24 protein-coding genes are annotated in these 21,768 nt (G+C 47.5%); 11 read left to right on the top strand and 13 right to left on the bottom strand.

The annotated features are described in order from the left end of the window. The first annotated feature begins 56 nt into the window (after window positions 1-56). Window positions 57-764: a two-component system response regulator RppA gene (rppA, locus tag QGP82_RS15400; RefSeq protein ID WP_163666300.1), complete on the top strand. Its 708-nt coding sequence runs from the start codon at window positions 57-59 to the stop codon at window positions 762-764. A gap of 59 nt (window positions 765-823) precedes the next feature. Here rppA and QGP82_RS15395 read toward each other — a convergent pair whose 3' ends face one another. From QGP82_RS15395 to QGP82_RS15370, 6 genes are all read right to left on the bottom strand, one after another. Beyond that, window positions 824-1,432, bottom strand: a complete 609-nt coding sequence (locus QGP82_RS15395) for a hypothetical protein (RefSeq protein ID WP_163666302.1) — start codon at window positions 1,430-1,432, stop codon at window positions 824-826. Window positions 1,433-1,554: 122 nt separating this feature from the next. Beyond that, on the bottom strand, window positions 1,555-1,842 hold the full coding sequence (locus QGP82_RS15390; RefSeq protein WP_348918061.1) for a copper resistance protein: 288 nt from the start codon (window positions 1,840-1,842) through the stop codon (window positions 1,555-1,557). Between the two features lie 160 nt (window positions 1,843-2,002). Further along, a complete protein-coding gene (locus tag QGP82_RS15385) occupies window positions 2,003-2,767 on the bottom strand; it encodes a carbohydrate ABC transporter permease (protein ID WP_250565374.1) in 765 nt (254 codons plus the stop codon). Between the two features lie 80 nt (window positions 2,768-2,847). Further along, window positions 2,848-3,705, bottom strand: a complete 858-nt coding sequence (locus tag QGP82_RS15380; RefSeq protein ID WP_163702121.1) for a Tab2/Atab2 family RNA-binding protein — start codon at window positions 3,703-3,705, stop codon at window positions 2,848-2,850. Next, window positions 3,705-4,583, bottom strand: a complete 879-nt coding sequence (locus QGP82_RS15375; protein ID WP_499060080.1) for a S1 RNA-binding domain-containing protein — start codon at window positions 4,581-4,583, stop codon at window positions 3,705-3,707. Before QGP82_RS15375 ends, QGP82_RS15380 begins: the two co-directional genes overlap by 1 nt. A gap of 197 nt (window positions 4,584-4,780) precedes the next feature. Beyond that, window positions 4,781-5,524 (bottom strand): dienelactone hydrolase family protein, encoded by a 744-nt coding sequence (locus QGP82_RS15370; RefSeq protein ID WP_499060078.1) that lies wholly within the window; start codon window positions 5,522-5,524, stop codon window positions 4,781-4,783. Between the two features lie 333 nt (window positions 5,525-5,857). On the opposite strand from QGP82_RS15370, the gene QGP82_RS15365 reads away from it, so the two are divergent. Then, window positions 5,858-6,844 carry a GntR family transcriptional regulator gene (locus tag QGP82_RS15365; protein WP_023075400.1) on the top strand — a complete coding sequence of 329 codons (987 nt, stop codon included), beginning with the start codon at window positions 5,858-5,860 and terminating at the stop codon, window positions 6,842-6,844. On the opposite strand, the gene QGP82_RS15360 is transcribed toward QGP82_RS15365, so the two are convergent. The 3 genes from QGP82_RS15360 to QGP82_RS15350 form a co-directional block, all read right to left on the bottom strand. Then, on the bottom strand, window positions 6,841-7,992 hold the full coding sequence (locus QGP82_RS15360; RefSeq protein WP_163666314.1) for a bilin-binding protein: 1,152 nt from the start codon (window positions 7,990-7,992) through the stop codon (window positions 6,841-6,843). The two genes, QGP82_RS15365 and QGP82_RS15360, sit on opposite strands and share 4 nt — an antisense overlap. Before the next feature lie 122 nt (window positions 7,993-8,114). After that, window positions 8,115-8,492: a hypothetical protein gene (locus tag QGP82_RS15355; RefSeq protein WP_163666316.1), complete on the bottom strand. Its 378-nt coding sequence runs from the start codon at window positions 8,490-8,492 to the stop codon at window positions 8,115-8,117. A gap of 714 nt (window positions 8,493-9,206) precedes the next feature. Continuing rightward, complete coding sequence (locus QGP82_RS15350; RefSeq protein WP_163666318.1) at window positions 9,207-11,417, bottom strand: NACHT domain-containing protein; 2,211 nt, start codon at window positions 11,415-11,417, stop codon at window positions 9,207-9,209. A gap of 546 nt (window positions 11,418-11,963) precedes the next feature. Here QGP82_RS15350 and QGP82_RS15345 point away from each other — a divergent pair. Beyond that, complete coding sequence (locus QGP82_RS15345) at window positions 11,964-12,701, top strand: SIMPL domain-containing protein (protein WP_163666320.1); 738 nt, start codon at window positions 11,964-11,966, stop codon at window positions 12,699-12,701. A 48-nt stretch (window positions 12,702-12,749) separates the two neighbouring features. Here QGP82_RS15345 and QGP82_RS15340 read toward each other — a convergent pair whose 3' ends face one another. After that, entirely contained in the window at window positions 12,750-12,953 is a 204-nt protein-coding gene (locus QGP82_RS15340) for a tautomerase family protein (protein WP_163666322.1), read from the bottom strand. A 49-nt stretch (window positions 12,954-13,002) separates the two neighbouring features. Here QGP82_RS15340 and QGP82_RS15335 point away from each other — a divergent pair, with 49 nt between their 5' ends. Next, window positions 13,003-13,560, top strand: coding sequence for a GNAT family N-acetyltransferase (locus tag QGP82_RS15335; RefSeq protein ID WP_163666324.1), 558 nt, complete (start codon window positions 13,003-13,005; stop codon window positions 13,558-13,560). 44 nt (window positions 13,561-13,604) lie between these two features. Here QGP82_RS15335 and QGP82_RS15330 read toward each other — a convergent pair whose 3' ends face one another. After that, complete coding sequence (locus tag QGP82_RS15330; protein WP_163666326.1) at window positions 13,605-14,444, bottom strand: DUF6816 family protein; 840 nt, start codon at window positions 14,442-14,444, stop codon at window positions 13,605-13,607. Window positions 14,445-14,605: 161 nt separating this feature from the next. On the opposite strand from QGP82_RS15330, the gene QGP82_RS15325 reads away from it, so the two are divergent. The 7 genes from QGP82_RS15325 (at window position 14,606) to QGP82_RS15295 (ending at window position 19,659) form a co-directional block, all read left to right on the top strand. After that, the gene (locus QGP82_RS15325; protein ID WP_163666328.1) at window positions 14,606-15,736 is read left to right on the top strand and encodes a GAF domain-containing protein; all 1,131 of its coding nucleotides are present in this window, start codon (window positions 14,606-14,608) and stop codon (window positions 15,734-15,736) included. Window positions 15,737-15,796: 60 nt separating this feature from the next. Next, a complete protein-coding gene (locus QGP82_RS15320) occupies window positions 15,797-16,402 on the top strand; it encodes a tRNA isopentenyl-2-thiomethyl-A-37 hydroxylase MiaE (RefSeq protein ID WP_163666330.1) in 606 nt (201 codons plus the stop codon). Window positions 16,403-16,453: 51 nt separating this feature from the next. Further along, window positions 16,454-16,933 carry a GNAT family N-acetyltransferase gene (locus QGP82_RS15315; RefSeq protein ID WP_499060074.1) on the top strand — a complete coding sequence of 160 codons (480 nt, stop codon included), beginning with the start codon at window positions 16,454-16,456 and terminating at the stop codon, window positions 16,931-16,933. 146 nt (window positions 16,934-17,079) lie between these two features. After that, entirely contained in the window at window positions 17,080-17,604 is a 525-nt protein-coding gene (gene coaD, locus QGP82_RS15310; protein WP_499060072.1) for a pantetheine-phosphate adenylyltransferase, read from the top strand. Then, entirely contained in the window at window positions 17,580-18,503 is a 924-nt protein-coding gene (locus tag QGP82_RS15305) for a F0F1 ATP synthase subunit B (RefSeq protein ID WP_250565938.1), read from the top strand. The genes coaD and QGP82_RS15305 overlap by 25 nt, the downstream gene beginning before the upstream one ends. Window positions 18,504-18,509: 6 nt before the next feature. Then, the gene (ruvA, locus tag QGP82_RS15300) at window positions 18,510-19,136 is read left to right on the top strand and encodes a Holliday junction branch migration protein RuvA (protein WP_163666240.1); all 627 of its coding nucleotides are present in this window, start codon (window positions 18,510-18,512) and stop codon (window positions 19,134-19,136) included. 169 nt (window positions 19,137-19,305) lie between these two features. Continuing rightward, the gene (locus QGP82_RS15295) at window positions 19,306-19,659 is read left to right on the top strand and encodes a P-II family nitrogen regulator (protein ID WP_163666238.1); all 354 of its coding nucleotides are present in this window, start codon (window positions 19,306-19,308) and stop codon (window positions 19,657-19,659) included. A gap of 6 nt (window positions 19,660-19,665) precedes the next feature. Here QGP82_RS15295 and rnc read toward each other — a convergent pair whose 3' ends face one another. Together rnc and QGP82_RS15285 are read right to left on the bottom strand one after the other, a co-directional pair. Continuing rightward, entirely contained in the window at window positions 19,666-20,337 is a 672-nt protein-coding gene (gene rnc / locus QGP82_RS15290) for a ribonuclease III (RefSeq protein ID WP_163666236.1), read from the bottom strand. A gap of 176 nt (window positions 20,338-20,513) precedes the next feature. After that, window positions 20,514-21,768: calcium-binding protein (locus tag QGP82_RS15285; protein ID WP_499060068.1), on the bottom strand; the 1,255-nt coding region annotated here is incomplete at its 5' end.

Here is a 21,768-nt window from a genome sequence, read left to right as displayed (position 1 = left end):
CAATTTAGGTTAGAGATTGTAGGAAAAGAAAGATTAGTTACCTACATCCTGTGTATATGGAAATCTTGCTAGTCGATGATGAGATAGAACTCACCGAACCGCTCGGTAGAGTACTGCGGCGTGAGGGATATAAGGTGCAAGTTGCCCATGATGGTGAAACTGGTTATGAGTTAGCAGCTAATAGCCAGTTTGACTTATTGATTCTGGATTGGATGATGCCAGGGTTGAGTGGGTTGGATATGTGTCGGCAGTTGAGAGAGCAACACTTGACCACCCCAGTTCTTTTTCTCACTGCAAAAGACACTCTAGATGATCGTGTAGACGGTCTTGATGCCGGGGCAGACGACTATTTAGTGAAACCTTTTGAACTGCGGGAGTTGTTGGCCAGGGTGCGGGCGTTGTTGCGTCGTCCCCCCATCCGCGAAGAGACTCAAATAACAACTTTACAGTATCAAGATTTAATTCTAGATAGTGCGAATCAAATTGCTAGACGGGGGGGGGGGATTCTGCCGGAACGTATCATTGAGCTATCCGAAAAAGAAGCTCAGATTCTGGGCTATCTAATGCAGTACCCTGATCAGCTACTGACCCATCAGCAGATTTACGATGCTGTCTGGGGCACCAGCGGTCAACCTAGCAGTAATGCCCTTGCGGCTCAGATGCGTTTGTTGCGCCGCAAGGTAGAACATTATGGTGAAGTGACCTTAATTCATACAGTCTATGGCAAAGGGTATCGATTTGGCTCTCCATCGGAGCCTGTATAACAGTATGCGATATTCGTTATCACGTTTGCTATGAAGCATATAACCAGTTCGCTTGTCGACTACGCAAGAGCGAATTGGCTAATGGCCTGGTCGAAGATAGATTTTGTTACTCCTAGTAAACGGGATAAATCACTCACAGTATAGCTATCGATTTGTTTTGTCAGCGTATTGTGCGAAAACTGGGCAAACTCCCACAGTTTTCCGTCTGTCACTATGCCGTAAACGGGTGTATCTGCACCGTTAATATGAGCTACCGCAATTAGTTGTGCCAGACATTGGCCCCAGCCTTGTTCAAAATCGTTTTTCTTCGCCTCTACAACTATGATAATTGGAGTTTCCAGCATGGTTTTACCCAATGGGGAGCGCTTGGAAACTAAATAGTCGGGAGTGCCGTTGAGTTTACCATCATAGGCAATTGATTTTTGTACCCAGAGGGAAGTGCGCTGATAGTAGTGCTTATAGACCTCTCGCAAAATTGGAAAGATAATGGCTTCACATCTTGCTGCTTCTGAAGCAAAAATATCAATATTTTTTTGATTGAAGTCAAATTCGTCTAAAAAAACTTGAGAAGGACTGTAATCAGCAGGTTCAATAAAATTAAGTTCTTCGTACCTTGTTTGATATTCAGTTTGTACTTGAGTGATGCTTTTGTAATCGCTAAAAGCCATGGCTAGATAAAGACATCAAGTCGTTAAACCGTCGCTGTATGCCCTTATTCTAGCTAAGTGCTTAAATCCCATTATCAGTGTTGCAGCAGCTGCATGTCGTTGTAACGTAAGCGTCCCATAGCTTATTCAGCTGCGGGCATGCCTTCGCCATGATTCATGTCACCGTGATCCATGCCACTGTGGTCCATGCCACTGTGGTCCATCATCAATTCCATGCTGGTGGGACCAGATGCTTTGAGCCCCATGGATACTAGACCAGATGTTAGTAGCCCCATGGTGACAAGGCCGGTCGACAGTACCCCCATGGAGATGATGCCGATGGAAATAATACCGTGGGAAATGACGCCAATAGAGATAACGCCATGGGCAGAAATTCCGACTGCAACGATGCCATGAGCACCGATCCCCATGGAGAAAAGCTTTCTTTTCTTGCGCGGGGTTACAGGTTCTGTAGTGGGGGTGCTGTCTATCACAGGTCGATGCATAGAGTTAACCCAGCGATATTAGTGCCCTAGACAAGAATATGTCAAAAGACAGCCTGTCATAGAAGCGCAGCTTACCCCTTCAGTATCAACCTTTAACGCCGCTGCTAGCCTCGCTAGGGACAATGTAACGCTGCATAATCACAAAAAAGAGCAGGATTGGGGCAGTGGCAATGACGGAACCAGCCGCAATTAAGCGCCAATCTAGGGAGAAGCTGCCGGCTAATCGGGCAACTCCCAAGGGGAGGGTGTAATATTCAGGTCGATTGAGCACGAGTAGCGGCCACAGGAAATCGCCCCAGGAGCCAATAAAGACGAAAATGGCTAAGGTTACCAGGGCGGGACGCACAGACGGAATCATAATGTGCCACCAGATGCCAAGCTCTGAGCACCCATCAATGCGGGAGGCTTCTTCAAGTTCTTTGGGCACGTTCTGAAACGCCTGACGCATCAGGAAAATGCCAAATGCAGAGGCAATGGCTGGAAAAATCACGCCCAGATAGCTATTGGTGAGGCCCAGCTGTACGGTGAGAATGTACAGCGGAATCATCACAATTTGGAACGGGATGAGAATAGTGGCAACTATCAGTGAGAATATCAGCTCTCGCCCGCGAAAGTTTAGCCTGGCTAAGGGATAGGCTGCTAGGGAACAGAACAGTAAGTTCAAAACCACTGTAATGGTCGCAATCAGAGTGCTGTTAAAGAAGTAGCGGCCAAAGGGATTGGTCTGCCATACGTTGACAAAATTTCTAAAGGTCGGCTCTTGGGGGATAAACCGAGGTGGGAATTCGAAAATGTTTTCGGTACCTGATTTGAAAGCGGTGCTGATCAGCCAGAGGAGGGGCAGCAGCATTGCGATCGCAATTCCCCCCAAAAGCGCATAAATCAAGACAACTTCCCACCAACGCTTTTGCTTTAGCACGGTCTATCCCCTTAGCCAAACGAGCGTTTTTGCATGAGCCAAAACCCAGCAAAAGACTCCGAGTCAGGATTATCTTGCACCGCCACAAAATGCACCTGATTCGCCTCCTCCTTAGCAGCCATGAACCTCTCAGCTTCCTGCTTCAGTTCAGGCCGATTCAGACTGGCCATAATCCAAGTGTCATTGCTGCCAGTTTCTAGCAACAGCTGGGATATCTGACCGATTTGCACATCCAAATAAGCCATCTCCAACCCTGACATCCAGCCCGCTAATGGCAGGGCTCGTTCTGAAAAAATCAGGATGCCAGGCACCATGGTATCAGGACCAATCCCAGCCAGTTCCAGGGGAAACGCCTCACCAAAGCCAATCTCCCACTCTGGCATATCGGCAAATTCCTTCGCTGGCAGGCTGACCATGGCCCAGCGCTGCCCTATTAAGGCATCAGGTAAAGGTCGAGCAACTTCCACAGGTTGCACTGTCGCAGGTGATTTCCCCTCCTGGTAGCCAGGTTGCTGGGGATAAAAATTTTCCTGCCGGTCTTCAAGCCAGGTCTGTAGAGTCAAGGTACGACGACTGAGACGAGCCGAAACACCCAGTTCATCACAGGCACGCTTGATCATATTCTGCATCTGATAGCGAAAGAAGCGAATCTGTGTGGGAGATTCTCCTGATTTTTCAATGGCTTCCTCTATCGCCTGTTGTAACTCAATGGAGTTAACCTGCTTGTTCGAAAGGAATTTACTGTAGCGAATCCTAGAGCTATCAGCAACGGATTGTGCCCCATCACAGAGAAGCACTTCCCATCGTTTTTTTTGATTGTCATCTAAGACCGGGCGCGAGTAAAAATCCAGTTCCCATACGCTACCCATTAACCGTCTTGCTCCGCCAGTAGTTTGCCTGGATCTGCAGCTCGTTCAGGAGCTTCAGCCATTAGTTTATCAGCCTCTTTAAGAATCTCGCCAGGATACTTTTCTAACACCTTGGTGGAAAGGCTGATACGACCTCTCTCTTCATCCAGGTTCAGTACCACCGCCTTAACCGGCTGTCCTACTTCAAAGACATCGCCAATGGAGGGCACAAAACTCTTGCTGATTTGTTTAACATGGAGCAGACCTCGCACACCATCAAAATCAACAAACACACCAAAGGGTTTAATGGAACCGACTTTGCCATCGATCAGCTGACCTGGATTGAGTTGACCTAAAGCAGTGGTGCGAGCCGCATTACGGCCTGAGAGCACCAGCTTATTATTTTCTTCGTTAACTTCTAGAAATGCGACAGAAATTGTGTGCCCTACCAATGTGGTCAGATCCTCAGGAGGGTTCACCAGATGAGAGCGAGGGACAAAACCACGCAATCCTTCCACATCTGCGATCACGCCCCCCTTATTCGTGCCGGTAACAGTGACATCAAGGATGTCTTTATTAGCTTCACGTTCTACCAGGTGGGCCCAAACTTCCTTAATTTCTAATTTACGAATGGACAGAATTACCTGACCGTTGGCATCCTGATCACGCACAATCAAAAACTGCCGTTCACTGCCAATGGGCACTGCTTCTTCGAGAGTGACGCTAGAGCTAACGGAGGCTTCACGGGCGGGAAGGAAGGCTGCTGCTTTACCACCAATGTCTATATAAGCACCATCGTCAGTATGGCTATCCACTTTGCCCGTAACAACTGCTCCCTTTTGGAAGTTAAAGTCATGTTGATCAAGGGCCTTGAGAAAATCGTCAGCAGAAAAGGTCAACGGTCTATGGCCTGTCAGGACAGGCTCCCATAAAAAAAGTCAGTTTTCCAAGTGTAAGCTAATTTTCGCGTACCGAAATCTTAATTTTTAGGTGTGGTAAGACGTAGGCTGGGTACAGCCATTTGGTTTGCCCTTTAAGCAACTATAGAAAACGTTAAAACCCAACAAACCCAACTCTTAATAAAAGAACACCGTAATCAACCCATCGTCTCGGCAAATAATGCCTTTACCTTTTCCCAAGCATCGGCGGCAGCATCGGGATTGTAGCTACCGCGCCGATCGCAGAAAAATCCGTGGGCGGCACCTTCGTATTCAAAAATTTCATGGTCGATATTGGCCGCTTGTAGAGCTGAACGTATTTGCTCAACTGCTTCAGTCGGAATAGAGCCATCTTCGCTGCCAAAGAAGCAGTAAAGGGTGCCGGTAATGTGTGGGGTGCGATCTAAAGCAACAGGGCCAGGGCCAAAGGCCGTGTCGGGAATACCCGCACCATAGAAGGATGCGATCGCATCCGTATCCCTTAGAGTGGCTGCCAAATAGGCCACATGGCCACCAAAGCAAAAGCCAATACAGCCAACACCACCATCTTTTACCTGGGGCAGGGTCTTGGAGTAGTTGATAGTGGCTTGGATATCGCTAAGTAGTTCATCAGCTTTGGTTTGCACCTTATACTGACGGCCCACCTGAATATCTTCAGACGTATAACCAGTTTCAAAGCCAGGGGCCTGTCGATGGTACAGCGCGGGGGCGAGGGCGACATACCCTTCTCTGGCGATCCGTTCGGTCACATCGCGAATGTGGCTATTGACTCCAAAAATTTCCTGTAGGACAACGACTGCGCCAAAAGGACCATCACCGTCGGGCATGGCGACATAGACCGGGAGAGTCATATCATCGCTTTTGACCTCAATGGTTCGAGTCTCAATCGTTGGAGTGGTCATGGTTCCATTGCTCTAGTTTATCGCTCCTATTCTGCCGCCCCATGGCCTCTTTGTCCCTTGCACATCTGTAAACGGTATCTGAGGGGATGGCAGTGAAGCATGCCATCAATATTCGGGTTCCTAACCACAAGTCAGACCAAAGATCATTTATTAAGCAGCGCCTCGACTGTGAACTTTTGTTTCCTATGACAGTTAAATGACAATTGTCACATCTCAAAACCCGGTTTCGCGAGTAACCTCTATGTAATGTTGGGTAGCCTGGTTGTGGTTGGAGCTATTTCTAGGTACCAAACCGCATAAATTTTCTTACTAGACGGCAACTGAGCGCGATCTATGGTGCAATTTCACATTCAGACTGATAGCGAAATTCCAGCTTCTACCCAGCTCTACGATCAGATTTGGTTTGCGATCGCATCCCGCCAATATCCACCTGGATATCGGTTGCCCAGTACTCGTCAGTTGGCCATGCAGACAGGGCTACACCGCAATACCATCAGTAAGGTATATCGCCAGCTGGAGGAAGCCGGAGTCGTTGAAGCCCAGCCCGGCTCTGGTATCTATGTGCGCACCCAGGGCAGCGTAGAAATTGACAAGCCCCGGTCACCGCTACTGGCCCAGTTCCCGAAGGCCCAGGAACTGGTAGAAAGCAGTTTGGATGAATTACTGCGTCAGGGTTGCTCTTTGCATCAGGCCCGCGAGCTATTCTTGGGAGAAATTGACTGGCGGCTACGCTGTAGTGCCCGAGTGTTGGTCACCACACCCCGTCAGGATATTGGTGCAGGTGAGCTCATGGTGCGCGAACTGGAGCAGGCACTACGAATTCCCGTACAGCTAGTGCCCCTGGAAGAACTGGAGGATGTGCTGTCCCAAACACGTTCCGGGACCGTTGTGACCAGCCGCTACTTCATTAATGAAGCAGAAGCGATCGCAGCACCGAAGTCTGTGCGGGTGATCCCCATCGATATTTACGACTATGCCGAAGAGCTAGGCCAGCTGAAGGATCTCCCGAAAGACACTTGTCTGGGACTAGTCAGTCTCAGTTCAGGGATTCTCCGAGCCGCTGAGGTACTCTCCTACAGTTTGCGTGGCGATGAGATTCTGGTAATGACAGCACAAACCGAAGATGAACAAAAACTCTCGGCGGTTGTGCGCAGTGCCCAAACCATCGCTGCCCTAGACAAAGCCAGCTTCCCAGCCATTAAAGAAGCCTTGCAAGCAGCTCGAGAAGACATCATCCGCCCACCAAAAGTGTTCTGCTGTGAAAACTATATCGGTGAGAAATCCATCGAAGTGTTAAAGCGAGAATTGGGCCTGGATTAATTAGACGTCCCAGTCAAGTTGGCAGCGTCTACAGCATCAGATGTCTGTAGCTGAAGTAAAGCCACTTGCTCTTCTTGGGGTTGAGCATTTAGAAATAAAGACTCAATAATGCCTGCCTGTTTCTTAAATATTGCCCGTTCATGAGGTAGGAGCTGTTCTAGGATTGTTTTGATAATTGTTTGTACCCCAAAGTTAACCAGCTTCCATTGAACATCAGTTAATGAGAACACCTGTAGGCATAGCGGCAAGAGTTGTTTCTCGATCACCGATGAACTATCCTCCAAAACACATAGCCAAATGTAGGCCTGAAACATATTTAGATCACGTAGGCTAGAGGCTTGAACAGCCGCAGATTGAATTCTGCCTTGACTACTAATGTGTTTAGGGAAAGTTTGTAGCGCCTGCTGATAGGTATATGCCGAGATTGAGCTTATCTGCGGCATCATTTTTCTTGCTACAGCGAGTGACTGCGTCATATTGGATGTGGATGGAACGATTGAACAGATGCGTTGCCATGGCATACACATCAACTCGTCTAAGACATGTAGATAGGGAACCAACCAAGTGCAATCATAGGGAGTGAGATGACTTAAAATTCGTTTTCGGGTCAGATGTAGTTGGGTTGTCATAAACCCAACTAGATGATGATTGACAGATGAAAAATAGACAGCTTTGAGTTCGCGTAATAGAGGACCCACCGTCAGCATCAAGCTTGCAAAGTGGGGAATGACTAGGTCTACGGCCTCTAACCGCCTCTCCTCTGAGTCAATCACATGTATATAGTCAACAATAGGTGAAAAGATAAAAGATTTTTCGTAGGAATCAATTAATACTGCATAAATTTGCTTAATTTTAATGCTGAGTTCCTGTAATTCCCAACTATCAGGAGAAGGCGAAAGTTTTTTTGATAGAAGTTGTTGTGTGTCTACAGCTGCTAGAGCACAGTCCGATTCTAAATGATGATTAATATTAAAAGAGGTAGCTTGGCGTGCTTCATCGGTGATTGATGACCGCAGACGCTGCTCAACATGATTTCTAACGTGATGAGAAATCTTATCGAACTCTGGTAGGTACCGGGCAATCCATATCTTCAGTAGTTCATTGTTGATGTCAGCTCCTGCAGCTTGAACGCGCTTGAACTCATACATGCTGAAGAAAATTTAATGTGCTAATTATGATCTACGCTGTGATATATTGCTTTTCTAAAATGTTTAGCACCTATCCTCTCAGCGTAGATCTAAGGTTTTATAAAGTTGCTGGCGCAACTAAACTACATCCGTAAATTCTTTTCAATCTGGCGTAGTTTAATCCGAGCTAGACCTAAATTAGCCTTCTCTCGATCCAGCACGAGGTAAAAGAAGACACCTTCAGCTAAATCGCATATACGCAGCAAATGATATTGGTTTGCAAGAGTAATTAGGATGTCTTCAATGGGTGATGTAATCCCTAGCCCTTCACGAGCTCTATTTTTAGCCTTAATCACTTCGGCGTTAAGAGCAACGGCTTGTTCTAACTTAACAGAAGAGAAAGTTTGTTCATTCCGACTAGCTTGTCCCAGTGAAAAACCTGTACTCCAATCTCCAATAGCGGCTCCGATAGTGCCGTCGATATTTAGAGCACTTTGAATAGATTCTTTAATATTGTCCATATACGGTAAATAACCTCAATAATGATTGTTCAAGTTACAGGTGGGATATACGTGAGTTCTAATAAATTAAATTACTGCAACAACTTTCGAGAGGCCACAGTTATTCTGATTGTTAGAACAAAGAGATTTAGATTTTGCACAGTAAATGCACCGATTGCTGCCATTTCTCGATAAATATCATTCTCTCGCCGTATATTCAATGACATAATCTAGCTTATACATTGAGAATCATCTATCTTTTATTAGCTTGTCAGTTTGCTAGAAAGCAAGCAATATTCTAAGAGTCATCTTATTTATGTCTTAACATATGGACATCATGATTTAAAGTTTAAGCTAGTTACATGATAAAAAACCTGTTTTTAAGGCCCAAAACCCTTTTCATGAGATAAGTTTCAGGATTAAATTAAATCTCTCTCATGAATCTTATGAACAATAAAGTTTTTGCCGCAGTTAATTTCTTAATTACTTTGTTTGGCAAAAACCTAGTAAGAGGCTGAGAGAGCACAATACTATTCGAAATAATTTGGCATTTTTACCTGGCTTTCTGACTGGGTAAAGGTTGATGCTAATCGACAGATTGATAAGGAATAACGCTGGGATGTCTAATCGCAGGGAACGATTTAACTAACGATGCAGAACAAGCTAATGCTAAGGGCAGGAACCTTTCCCTGATAGCCAAATCTAACAGAACTCTGTGAGCTCAACGATTGTAGTTCATGCGTGCTTTGCTAACGATGGCTGTACTGTATGCATGTTTAACCAGTTGGGCTCTCCTAATGCTCTATGCTCGGTGGAGGCAGTCACGAGTCGTGATTCGATGCCTGCCCAAATTTGAGGCGATACTCTGACAGCCATTTGCTTGCACCGTACCATCAGCTCACAGATGTAAAAGTAATCAGCCAGTGCTTGGGCATCCGTCGGTGATAAATGCCAATCATCGGGAGAAATACCTAGGCTACTAAACCATAGCTTGAGAACTCTGGCTTGAAATATCTGTTTTTGATACTCAGACGTTTCTTGGGTAGGAATGCTGGATTTAAGTGTTTGCAACCCTTTAAGTAGGTCTAAGCAATTGACAGAGGTGAAGATATTAAGGCGAGCAAAGCGTTTAGCGAGGGTAATACCCCGTGAGATCGCACGGGTAATATCTAGATCAGACTTATGAACACGGGTAAGGGCATGGTTAAGGGTTAGCGTCCGTGCCAGATTCATCTCAATTATGCGAGCATGGTCTGGATCAAGGACCAAGGCTAAGGCGCGAGCCCGCTCAAGGATATGGGTGCGAGCCAGGTCACGATTGAGTTCGCGATTCAGGGCCAGAGCCAGGTAAATAGCGGCTACTCGTTTAGCCACAGGACGAAAGCTACCCAGGGAGTTATTGGTTGATGCAGCTGCCCACTGCCCCAGACGTTGCAGCTTGATAGAGTTAAGGCATTGGTTCGCCTTGTGTTCGAGAGCTTCTAACAAATGGTTTGCCCCTTGTTTACCGGTCAATAACCCTGGCGTTAACAACAACACTTCACGCCAGCGTCTATCGGTGGCATGGGCCGCAATCACACTATCCCAGTGGTGATTATCTGCCAAACATTGAGCCGTGAGATATTCTTGCAAAGTCAGATGAGAGAACGAATAAGCATCTTCAGCACGCTCTACTAAAATACCTTGCTGCACCTCAATGGCTTGTAAGACAGCTTCCCCATCTAGAATTTTGGGTACATTTAGATTGCTAGCCAAAAAGTCTTTAATTTGAGCTGTTAGCTCTCGCCGCGAGAAAAATAAACGATTGGACTCAAAGCCAGCAAAGGCAATTTCAGATAACAGTCCTTCTTCCAGCTCAATACTCAGACCTTCATAGATTTCATCGCGATTGATCCGCTTTTCTGCGGCCCATTCCTCTAAAAGGATACGTAATGCCCGTTGATACAGGCTGCTACGATTAGCAGGAAATCGCTGTGAGCGGTCGTAGACAAGGCATAGAAAGGTTAACAGTAGGGGAGTGTGGGCTAACTCTTTGGCAGCTCTATTTTTCTCTTCTTGTAATGTCTCCCAGCATCTTTGGCTGGTGCCACGTTCTGCATCTTGTGCACTACTAAACCAATTTTTAATAAATTGCTCGATTTGTTCATTGTCAAAATCGGCCATACCCACATCACTAAACCGAGTAAAACCACCGTGGTAGGCTGCGGTTCGGCACGACCCTATAAATCGGTTTTGATCATAGCGATCAACAAAATTCTGGATAGTGCAGATAACATTATCGAGATTTGCAGTGGGCACCTCATCCAGACCGTCCAATAAAATCAGCAATTTCCCCTGTCTTAGGGCCTGTTGAACAAATTCATTAGGGGCAGGAAAACCACAGTGACGAAACTCCTCGGAGATCAGCATTTCAATGTCAATGTTATCGGTCTCAAAGCGTTTCAGTTCCAGTAACACAGGAATCTTTCGATGGTGATATGCGACGTGTCCGTGATGAAATGTTCGTAATGCTTCCAGACCTAACTTACGCAGGAATGTTGATTTGCCTGCTCCGGGTGCACCTAAAACCATCAGATATTGCTTTTCGTTAGCCACATCAATACCCGAACGTTTTTCATTACTGTTACGTCGGCCAATGGAGCTACGAAATCGAGTTTTTCGATACTGTTGTTCTAATGCCTGAGGAGATTCAAACCCTAGAACATCATCTTCATCAAGAAATTTTACGCCTGTGTAAACCTTTGCAAGGTCTACGGGTTCGCGCATTCCTAACACTTTTAGCTGGCAGTGACGCTGCCTGTAGGTATGAACATATTTCCTTGATGCATTAAAGAATAGGTTGCGTATTTCAGCAACAGCCTGACTGCCGACTTTCGGCAAAAGATTAAATGCAAAGCTGGCAATGCCGTCCGCGACTGGTTCCGCCAGCAGTTCTAAACCGGTCATATTCGTTGATTGTTACGCCATGAACCATTGTGCCAATGTTCTGCATTCTCGGGGAGAGGGGGAAGTGACCTGGTTATCTACGCTCAGGGGGTAAGACACTTGGTGTTAAGTCGATAGTGTAGGGCTCGTAGACAAGATAGAAGATCCTCGCATACTCAGAAAGTATAGATTGCATTATTCTTCGCTTACTTTGTACGTAGGTGATTCTAATTAGTTACAGATGTCAAGACCCCTTCCGTCCCCATTTTTTGGGAAGACTAGCTCCGAAGCCCTCCAAGATTGGGAGTTTTGAGAGTAACTTCTAGAGGTTAAACAGCTTGTATATATTTTAAAAGAATTGAACTGAGCTCCTTAATTGGAAAATAAAACCTCTGATAATTTTGTTTTTAGGATTGATGATTTTATTGTTATGAATATTGAGTGTAAGGCTATCAACAATCTCATTGGGTAAATGGTAACAACTGGATAGTGTTGCAATTTAAGATCACCTTGCGGAAAAATCCCATCTCACCGGGGATCACTAGACAAGTAAATTCTGAAAATCGTATGCAACGACTAGCAAAAATCGGGCAGCGACTGCTGCCATGGTTACTGACTGCGCTCATTCTGATGACCGTAGGCGGTTTACCCGCGTTGGCTCAAGGGGCCTCTACACCACCACGCATCATAACCGTAACCGGTCATGGCCATCACACAGCACCGACTACCCTAGCAGAAATCACCTTAGGAATATCTGATAAAGGCGATAGTGCAAAAGCGACCTACACGCAGCTAGCAAAGCGCACGTCTGCGATCGCAAAAACCTTGAAAGCCCGCAAAGTCGACAATATTAAGACATCTAATGTTCATCTTGACTTCAAATATGGTCGTGATGGCAAACCGCAAAAAGATGAGTATGAGGCCTATAGAAACATAGAATTTCAGGTACCTGCCGACGAAATTGGGGTGTTGGATAATGCGATCGCACTCAACATAGACCGTATTCAAAACATTCGCTATCTAGCCACCGAAAAAGACCTCCTAGCCGCCCGCGATCAAGCCCTAGAAAAAGCAATTACCGATGCCCAAGCCCAAGCTAAAGTAGCCCTCGACCAGCTGGGCTTTAGCCTTGAAGATGTAGTCGATATCCAGGTGAACGATGCCATCACCCAAGCACCGGGAGTTGATGCTGTTCCTAAAGGTGATGGCTATGCCAGCGGTAGTTGGTCTACTGCCAGCAGCCTGGCCGTAGAAGATGGGGCGCAGGCTGTGGATGTGCAAGTGACATTGAAGGTGCAGTATTAGAGACTGCTGGGCACTCCCCATTTCCCACGCCCTAAATTACTAGGGACCTCACTGCTGCTGTTGCTGTTTCCAGGTGTCAGTTAGTAAGCCAGAATAGCCCCAGTCTTCTTCTTTAATTTCCTGGATGACGATGTGAATGTGCTCGGGCTTTTTCCCTAGCACACGTACTAAAGAATCAGTCACATCCTTGACTAGCGCTTCTTTCTGAGCTCGCGTTGCCCCAGCTGTAATCTGAATATTGACATATGGCATAGCGATAGTTGAGGAGTAATATAGTGGCGAAGGGTGCTGTGTCTATTGTATGTTTTCCCACTGGATTGATGACCGGCTACAGTTGCGATCGCTCCAGCTAACCGATGCTAATGAGCTTTTTGCACTCACCGATGCAAACCGCGACTATCTGCGTCGGTGGTTGCCATGGCTAGATAGAACAACGACATCAGCTGATACCAGAAACTTTATTCGCAATGCGATAGAACAGTTTGGCGATACGGAAGGAGTTGTTGCAGCCATCTGTTACAACAATTGTATCGCAGGCATCATTGGTTACAATCACATTGATTGGGACAACCGCATTGGCCATATGGGCTACTGGCTAGCATCTTCTCATCAAGGCAAAGGGATAATGACCCGGTCCTGCCAGTATATGGTTGACTACTCATTTGCCACCCTCTATCTCAATCGCATTGTGATTTGTTGTGCCACTGGTAACAGACGCAGTCGAGCCATTCCTGAGAGATTGGGCTTTACCCATGAAGGCACTGCCTGCGAAGCAGAGTGGCTATATAATCGCTTTATTGATCATGAAGTTTATGCCATGTTGCGCAGCCACTGGCAACGTCACGAAGAGTTTTTATAGGCAATTACCAACAGAGAACAAAGAATTGTTGATGCTGTTGTTGCTTAACGATTGTTAGTCACTGGATAAAGCTCTAAACCATAGCGATAAAGAGCAACGGGGCGATCCATTGCCTTAAAGTAATCCGGATCTTGGGGTGATAAATATATGGCCGTCATCTGGTCGGCCACAATATGATCTTCTTGGTAATGATAGGCCGTTGTGTTTTCCACTTCGTTTAAGTAGACCGTTGGTCGGCCACCCCGAAAAAACTGTTGAAAGACTTCAGTGGTGATAAACGTATGGTTGTCAGGCTGTTCTACTGCTCGTCCGGTCACTGTAGACACCAGCTGCTGATTGTCCTTTAAGAAGGTAATTTGACGATTGGGATCTTCAGGATCAACGTTAACAGCTTTAACCCAATCATCTCCTAAATATGCTTTGGCCAGACTCATGCCATTAAAAGCACGATCTGACACCACACCTTCTGTCGTTTTTAATGGCCGATTGAGAAATTTACCCTGGGCAACCCGTGTCTTTTGAAAGTGAATATCCGCTTCAATGGGCATATCCAAAAACTGACGATTCCCTTCAAATCCTGGTGTAATCACCTCTGGGGCGACTGGTGCTGCCATGGTCAAAAGCGTTGAGGTCATCCGCCATGAACCGTCCATCCAAGCTGGGTAGACCAGGTCCTCTGCTGATGGCTGTACAGGTGGTTTGGTGGACCAATGGGGAAACGCCGAGACTCGCTCAGCCAGGGGGGTGGCCATGGCTTCACCGCTACACAGCAGCCATACTAAAAATAGCAGTGTGAACCAGACGAGTTTGCGCCGTAGCCGCAGTCGTTGTCGCTGTCGCAGCAGCTTCAGAAAAAAACGATGCATGATTGGGTTGATGACCATAGCACCAGTTTAGTCCTATTAATAGCTGGGAAGGCTGAAAGAATCAGCTGATGCAGTCATCAGATGACTGCATCAGGAGTAATTCTAAATTATCGACAGTGATTGGAAAAAGCCGCTGTAGCCTTTAGATACGGGCCTTGATGATGAGCCATGGTTAACTGATGGATAATCAAATTTTGCTCAAAGAAGCGCTAACGGATGAGCTGGGTGTGCTCTACACAAATATTACTCAGCTGACTGATGTAAAGTCCTTGCCAGAGGACGATTTACAACTGCTACGTGGGCTAGTCTCGGTATTGCAGTTTGCAACTCAGCAAATGACGCAGCAGCAGGCCTCGGGTGGCAAGCTAACGGCAGATGTCACTGCGCTAAGGGATAAAGTAGCCCAGCTACAGCAGGAAAATGCTGCCTATCAGAAACAACTGCGGTGGATTCAGGATCAGCTGGCGCTATCACGGACGGCCACTGGTAAAATGCGGCTAAAAGCCACCCTGAAACAAACGCTGGATATTGCGGTGGTGATTTCTGAGGCCAGTAGTGGCAGTATTTTCTTGTTGGATGACGCCAAGGTGGTGACAGAATGTATTCTGACTCGCTCGGGCACCACAGAAAAGGAACGCCATAATCTGGTGGGGCAAGTTTTGGAGAAAGGCTTGGCCGGTTGGGTTGTGGAACATCGTAAATTGGAGACGATTGCCGATACCCGTCTAGATAGTCGTTGGATTAGCTTGCCCGATCAGCCTTACAAAGTATGTTCAGCGATGTGTGCACCGGTAGTTAGTGGCAATCGCATTTTAGGGATTATGACCCTAACCCATTCTGAGCCCAGGCATTTCCAACCACCGATTCCAAATCTGATCGGAGCCATGACCGATCAGATTGCTTTAGTGTTAGAAAATGCCAAATTACACAGCATCAATCGTAAGCTCAATGGTCGCCTGAGTCACTTTAAAGACTTTTGCCATCAGCTTTTAACCACTGAGGTTGTGGGGGCCATGTTAGTACAAAACAAAAAGATTGTTCAAATTAATCAGCAAGCGGCCAATCTGTTAGGGCAAAGGCCAGATGCTCTCATCCACCTACCGTCTATCACTAGCTTGATTGCCTATGAAGATCTAGCCCGAGTCTGTGACGCACTGCGTCAGTGTTATACCCACCGAAATCAGCCGATGCCCCTTGATTTTGGTATTACCCATAAAAATGGCCAGGTAATTGCGATCGCAGCCCAAGCCATAGCCTTTGAGTTTGAGGAGCAACCAGCTGTACTATTGCTGCTAAATCAGGCAGATTGAGTCATCGACTCTTCACTCCCCCTTTTATCTACAATATACTCAGCTTTTTCCCATACTCTTGTGCCCACTCCCCCCAGCCGTCCAACCACCATTAAATTCCTCAAAAGCCCCACGTCCCAGGCATGGATTGAGCAAGCTTTAGCCAATTTAGATGAGGTGATGCTGGACCATTCCCACTGCGAGCGTAAAGCTGCCGGAATTGCCATCAAGCTGATGTTTTTGTACCCCGGCGATGGGGCATTGGTGGCGGCGCTAACGGATATTGCCCAGGAGGAGCTCAGCCATTTCAAACAGGTCAACCAGTGGCTAGAGCGTCGAGGTGTGTCCCTACGGCCTCTAGCAGCAGGCCCTTACGGTTCTAAGCTGCGCAAGCATGTGCGCCCCAATGATCCTGAACGCAAGCTGGACCTGTTACTGGTTTCAGCCTTAATCGAAGCCCGCAGCCATGAACGCCTGGGTCTGTTGGGAGAACATTGCCCCGATCCAGACCTGGCCAAGTTCTACCGCAGCCTGATGGCATCCGAAGCCCGACACTACGGTGCTTACTGGGTACTAGCCACCAATGAATTTGGCTCTGATGTGGTCACACCCCGATTAGAAGAATTAGCGGTCGCCGAGAGCGAGATTTTGGCAACGCTGCATCCAGCCCCTAGGGTTCATAGTTGATAGGGAAATAGAAACTATGCCCATGCCCCTATAACTATCCCTCCCATCCCTATGCACACCACCTTCAAATCCTTTCTCATCCGCGACTGGCAACCGGCTGACCGAGCAGCCGCAACTGACCTGGTTGGCCAAGTTTTAACTGACTACGGTCTTCAGTGGGAACCGGAGGGCGCGGATATCGATGTGGTGCAGGTGGAAACACACTACCAGCATGGTGAATTTTGGGTAGTAGAGCAGGCGGGGGAAGTGGTCGGTACCGCAGCTTACCTGCCGATTGAGCGGGGTGAGCAGGCGGTAGAGATTCGTAAAATGTATTTGCTGCCGATGGCCCGTGGTCAGGGATTAGGGCGATTTTTACTAGGTCAGCTAGAAGCGACCATTGCAGCCCGTGGTTTCAAAGAAATCTGGCTAGAAACAGCCACGGTTCTCAAAGAGGCTGTTCGTATGTACGACAGTTCAGGATATCTGCCGGAAACGGGTGTGGAAACAACCCGCTGTGACAAGGTTTATAAAAAACGTATCGTGCCGTAGGGGCTGCCCTCGTGGGTGCCCTTCAATATGCATTGCAATCAGTCAGAGTTTCCTATAAATCGATATAATCAGTCGGGCCAAATTTCATTGCCCATGTTTGGTCAGGGTCACGATCTTGCCCCCATTTTTGGGGTAGGTACAAGACCGTGACCCTATGTACATATATCCTAATTATCTACCTGCTTGTGATTGCAGTTTATCCCGGTAGCTTTGATCCAGTTACCTTGGGTCATCTCGATATCATTACCCGTAGCAGTGGTCTATATGATCATGTGATTGTGGTAGTGTCACGTAATCCGATGAAAAACCCGATGTTTTCTATCGAGGAAAGGCTGGGTCAGATTCGGCAGGCAACAGCGCATCTCACTAATGTAGAAATTGATAGTTTTGATGGTCTGACGGTAAATTACGCCCACAAACGTAATGCTAAAGTCTTGATTCGGGGTTTGCGTGTACTATCAGACTTTGAGAAAGAACTGCAAATGGCTCATACTAATAAGACCCTTGCAGATGATCTTGAAACTGTCTTTTTAGCGACGTCTACTGAATACGGCTTTTTAAGCAGTAGTCTAGTAAAAGAGATTGCAAGGTTTGGCGGAGCTATCGGTCATCTTGTTCCTGATCATGTTGCCCACGATATTCAGAAATGGTACGGCAAGAACCTCCCCTAAACGACCCCAGGCTGGTGAATGACCCCAGGCTGGTGAATGATCCTAGGTTAAATGGCCAAGCTGCCCAGGTTGATGATGTCCTGGCTCAGCAGCAGATTGGCAAGGCCGGGCCTGCGCCTATAGCAGGGTTTGATATTCAAGATGCCCTCAATCAAATTGAGGAGTCTGTACTGGATAGCCCTCGCCTCCCAGTCATGGGGCGCACCATGATCAATGAAGATGATCTGCTCGATCAGCTAGATGCTGTGCGGTTAAATCTGCCCAGCGCGTTTCAGGAAGCTCAGCAATTAGTAGAGCAGCGTGATGACATCCTCAGCGAGGCTGAGCGATACGCTCAGAGTATTGTGACGACTGCTGAAAAGCAGGCGGCCACGATTCTGAATGAAACGTCAATTTTGCGACAGGCTGAACAGCAGGCCCAGCAGTTGCGATTACAGGTGGAGCAGGAATGTGCGGCGTTGCGATCGCAAACCATGCTCGAAATAGAGCAACTGCAAACCCAAACAAAGCAAGAATGTGAAGATCTGCGCCAAAATGCGATCGCTGAATGCCATGCTATCCAGACAGATGCTGATACCTATGCCGATCAGGTATTACAGCGCATGGAAACCCAATTTAGTGAGATGCTTGGCGTGATCAGTAACGGTCGGCAGCAGCTCTACGAACGGCAGCAGCGAGCTCGACAGACAGCACCACCATCAATGCCAGCAGCGAGCGATGTTTCTCCCCCTAATCCCTTGAGTCGTCGTCCGGTCACCCAGCGACCGTCTTCTACTCAGCAATCCTATATCCAACCCCCTCAACAGCCGCCACCGCCGCGCTCCCCCCAGCAGCAGCCACCGACGCGCCCCCCCCAGCAGCCACCGCGTCCCCAGCAGCGCCCGCCCCGTAAGTTCTAACCCCCCATGATTGGCTATCTCAAAGGGAACTTGGCCGATATCCAACGGCTGACCAATGGTCGTGTGATTATTACCGTGGATGTCAATGGCATTGGCTATGAATTACAGGTCACGGCTCGAGTGATGGGTAATCTCCCCCCCATGGGCGACCCGGTGCAGATTTTTGCCCACTTACAAAATCGAGATGACCAGCCAGTACTATTTGGTTTTGGCTCGCGGGCCGAGCGAGATGTTTTTCGTTTGGCCATCAGCGTTAGTGGCATTGGCCCCCAAATGGGCATGGCCTTGCTCGATACCCTGAGCTTAAATGACTTAGTTCAAGCCGTTGTGGCTGGGAATGCCCGCATTTTGTCCCAAACCCCCGGTGTCGGCAAGAAAACGGCTGAGCGCATAATTTTAGAACTGAAAACTAAGTTAGCCGAGTGGCGGCAGCAGGCTGGGCTCATTACCGCTCCTACAGGAGGTCCAGTGTCCGTCGTCCAAGAGGATGTAGAAATGACGCTACTGGCTCTAGGCTACTCTAATAGTGAAATTACTAAAGCGTTGCAAGCCGTAGGGCAAAGTAAAACCCTCAGTAAAAACGCTGACACTGAAGCCTGGATTCGTGAAGCGATCACCTGGCTCAGTCAATAAAAACCTGTCAAAGGTTGTAACGAAAATATGAGACCTGTAATGATACCTGATAGCGTTATTAAACACACTTTTTGTATCAAATAACACCGTTATCTGTCCTTGATAGCAGAGCACCCTGTAGATACACAAGCAGGATAAGCAGGTTTAAAGTCATCAGCGCCAGGAGTTTATGAAACAAGTTATTGCAGTTATTCGGTCCTCCCAGCTAGATAAGGTCAAAGAGGCCCTTGTCAATTCAGGAATTGTGGGTATGACTGTTGCTAATGCCCGTGGTTTTGGTCGTCAGAAGGGGCAGACCCAAAAATATCGTGGCCAAACCTACAAAGTCGATTTTCTTCCTAAAATCCGGTTAGAAATTGCCGTTGCCGATGACCAAGTAGACTTAGTGATAGACACCATCACTGAAGCTGCCCGCACAGGCGACATCGGCGATGGCAAGATCTTTGTGCTGCCCATTGAGGCCGCGTACCGTATCCGCACAGGTGAACGCGATGATGTAGCGTTGTCTAGTTCTGAAGCCTAAAACTCCCTATTCCACTCCCACATTCTTCAGTGCTGCCTGGGCGGCTTTCTTTTCCGCATCTTGTTTGCGTTTTCCCTTGCCTCGGCCATACAGTAATCCTTTCACACGCACTTCAGCGGTGAATTGTTTGGCATGGTCTGGCCCACTGGCGGCAATAATCTGGTAGGTAGGAACTTCACCAAGCTGCTCCAATGACCAGATTTGAAAACGGCTCTTGTAGTTAACATGAATCGCAGTCTCACTGACGGTATCAGCAACACTGTCAAACATAGGGACTACATAGGACCGTATGGTTTCAATGTTTTGGCCGCTATCCAGAAAGTAGGCTCCAATCAGAGCTTCAAAGGTGCTGCATAGCACTCGCTTGCTATTGCGACTATCGCTATTTTCAGCGCCGCGACTCAGGCACAGGTACTTTTGCAATTGCAGCTGGCTGGCAAAGTAACTAAGCTGGTTTTCGTCCACTAAGGCAGCACGTAGCGGGGTCAGTTCGCCTTCGGGTCGGTCAGGGTAACGCTGGTAAAGGTACTCGCCACTGAGAAACGTGAGGATAGCGTCACCCAAAAATTCTAGCCGTTCATTGTCCTCGCAGTCATTTTCTTTAGCGTAGGACTTGTGGGTGATGGCTAGCTGCCAAAGATTTTTATCAGCGAAGGTAGGTAAATCAAACGTACTCATGCTTTCACAATAGCGTGGCTAGCTACTTTCTGAGGTGCAAATCACGATTGTTTTTAACACAAAAACAGCGATCGCAGACCTCTACGACCGCTGATTCAGGTCAAGACTTAACAGCAAAGATGACTGATTGTTTCAGTCTTATTCACCCGTGCTTTCAGTCTTGTTCACACATGCATTTATGCAAACGTGAAGTTGTTGCTAGTCAGCGAATTTACATCCACACCCGCTAGCAGTACAGAGTTATCGTTGCCTAAATCAAGCAAGGTGTCATTACCCACTTGGCTAGCAGCGCCTAACACGTCATGGAAGCCATCAAAAATGGCTTCTACATCTAGAATGTCATCCGTCACCGAAAAGTCGGTAACAACATCATTGCCCGAATTGCTCTCAAATCTGAAGGTGTCGCTACCCAGTCCCCCCGTTAGCAGGTCATCATCACTACCACCATTGAGGCTGTCATTACCAGTGCCACCAGTAATTTCATCATTACCGAGACCACCAGAGACAACAACATCGCCTGTAGATATCTGAACAAAACGGTCATCACCTACACCTAGACGGACTTCCCCGTTGAGGGTGCCTGCGTTGAGAATATCTACACTCCCCAGGGCACCATCAGCATCAATCGCCAATCCATTACCACCACTGATGGTGCCAAAGTTTGTAATTTGCCCATCAAAAATAACCCCCGATTCAATTAAGATGCCTGCTTGTTCTTCCGATGCGATAACGCCATTTAGTTCGTTGGTAATATCGCCGCTAAAGGTTGCTTCAGTCAGCCCCGAACCAACAAATAAGCGAATACCTGCAGGAACGCTGCTGTCGCCTCTACCCTGAATGAGACCACTGTTAGAAATATCGGCTGATAATTCCAGGTCATCAATGCCGTCACCTAGACCACTGGCTGCACCCACCTGTACCGAGATACCACTACCAGCGACACCTGCATCAATGGTACCAAGCTGGTTATTGATGCTGATATTGTCAGCAGTACCATCAAGATAGACCGTGCCATTGCGCTGGGTGCCAGTCCCCAAAATGCTACCTTGGTTCACCAGAGTAACGTTGTCGCCATCCAGGTTGACAGCTCTACTACCGGATTCAATTTGTCCAGAGTTAACAATGGAGAGATCGTGGTCAGCATCGCCAATATAGAGACCATTGCGAGGACCAGAAATCGAACCACTGTTGTTGATCTGGCCATCAAAGGCGACACCATCTTCAACCACCAGACCGCCTAAAAAGCCCACATTCACTTCAGACGTAATGGTGCCACGGTTCACAACAGAGCCAGTGACTGTCGCTTCAGCTTCACCTGAGCCATTGAAGAACCGCAGGCCGCTGGAGCCATTAGAGGCCACCCGACCACCATTGGCAAAGACATCAGGGCCATCACCACGACCTTGTAGGAGACCACTATTCACAATGTTG

Origin of the sequence: Leptothoe sp. LEGE 181152 (genome assembly GCF_032906605.1) — a bacterium.
In the GTDB taxonomy this organism is placed as follows: domain Bacteria; phylum Cyanobacteriota; class Cyanobacteriia; order Phormidesmidales; family Phormidesmidaceae; genus Leptothoe; species Leptothoe turfae.
The sequence above is the reverse complement of the archived record's forward strand: the minus strand, read 5'-3'. Positions and strand labels throughout refer to the sequence as shown.

What these genes read in the sequence shown, in the direction of transcription:
- rppA (WP_163666300.1), top strand. Translation starts at nt 57, where the DNA reads ATGGAAATCTTGCTAGTCGATGATGAGATAGAACTCACCGAACCGCTC.
- QGP82_RS15395 (WP_163666302.1), bottom strand. Translation starts at nt 1,432, where the DNA reads ATGGCTTTTAGCGATTACAAAAGCATCACTCAAGTACAAACTGAATAT.
- QGP82_RS15390 (WP_348918061.1), bottom strand. Translation starts at nt 1,842, where the DNA reads ATGGGGATCGGTGCTCATGGCATCGTTGCAGTCGGAATTTCTGCCCAT.
- QGP82_RS15385 (WP_250565374.1), bottom strand. Translation starts at nt 2,767, where the DNA reads ATGCTGCTGCCCCTCCTCTGGCTGATCAGCACCGCTTTCAAATCAGGT.
- QGP82_RS15380 (WP_163702121.1), bottom strand. Translation starts at nt 3,705, where the DNA reads ATGGGTAGCGTATGGGAACTGGATTTTTACTCGCGCCCGGTCTTAGAT.
- QGP82_RS15370 (WP_499060078.1), bottom strand. Translation starts at nt 5,524, where the DNA reads ATGACCACTCCAACGATTGAGACTCGAACCATTGAGGTCAAAAGCGAT.
- QGP82_RS15365 (WP_023075400.1), top strand. Translation starts at nt 5,858, where the DNA reads ATGGTGCAATTTCACATTCAGACTGATAGCGAAATTCCAGCTTCTACC.
- QGP82_RS15360 (WP_163666314.1), bottom strand. Translation starts at nt 7,992, where the DNA reads ATGTATGAGTTCAAGCGCGTTCAAGCTGCAGGAGCTGACATCAACAAT.
- QGP82_RS15355 (WP_163666316.1), bottom strand. Translation starts at nt 8,492, where the DNA reads ATGGACAATATTAAAGAATCTATTCAAAGTGCTCTAAATATCGACGGC.
- QGP82_RS15350 (WP_163666318.1), bottom strand. Translation starts at nt 11,417, where the DNA reads ATGACCGGTTTAGAACTGCTGGCGGAACCAGTCGCGGACGGCATTGCC.
- QGP82_RS15345 (WP_163666320.1), top strand. Translation starts at nt 11,964, where the DNA reads ATGCAACGACTAGCAAAAATCGGGCAGCGACTGCTGCCATGGTTACTG.
- QGP82_RS15340 (WP_163666322.1), bottom strand. Translation starts at nt 12,953, where the DNA reads ATGCCATATGTCAATATTCAGATTACAGCTGGGGCAACGCGAGCTCAG.
- QGP82_RS15335 (WP_163666324.1), top strand. Translation starts at nt 13,003, where the DNA reads ATGTTTTCCCACTGGATTGATGACCGGCTACAGTTGCGATCGCTCCAG.
- QGP82_RS15330 (WP_163666326.1), bottom strand. Translation starts at nt 14,444, where the DNA reads ATGGTCATCAACCCAATCATGCATCGTTTTTTTCTGAAGCTGCTGCGA.
- QGP82_RS15325 (WP_163666328.1), top strand. Translation starts at nt 14,606, where the DNA reads ATGGATAATCAAATTTTGCTCAAAGAAGCGCTAACGGATGAGCTGGGT.
- QGP82_RS15315 (WP_499060074.1), top strand. Translation starts at nt 16,454, where the DNA reads ATGCACACCACCTTCAAATCCTTTCTCATCCGCGACTGGCAACCGGCT.
- QGP82_RS15305 (WP_250565938.1), top strand. Translation starts at nt 17,580, where the DNA reads ATGGTACGGCAAGAACCTCCCCTAAACGACCCCAGGCTGGTGAATGAC.
- ruvA (WP_163666240.1), top strand. Translation starts at nt 18,510, where the DNA reads ATGATTGGCTATCTCAAAGGGAACTTGGCCGATATCCAACGGCTGACC.
- QGP82_RS15295 (WP_163666238.1), top strand. Translation starts at nt 19,306, where the DNA reads ATGAAACAAGTTATTGCAGTTATTCGGTCCTCCCAGCTAGATAAGGTC.
- rnc (WP_163666236.1), bottom strand. Translation starts at nt 20,337, where the DNA reads ATGAGTACGTTTGATTTACCTACCTTCGCTGATAAAAATCTTTGGCAG.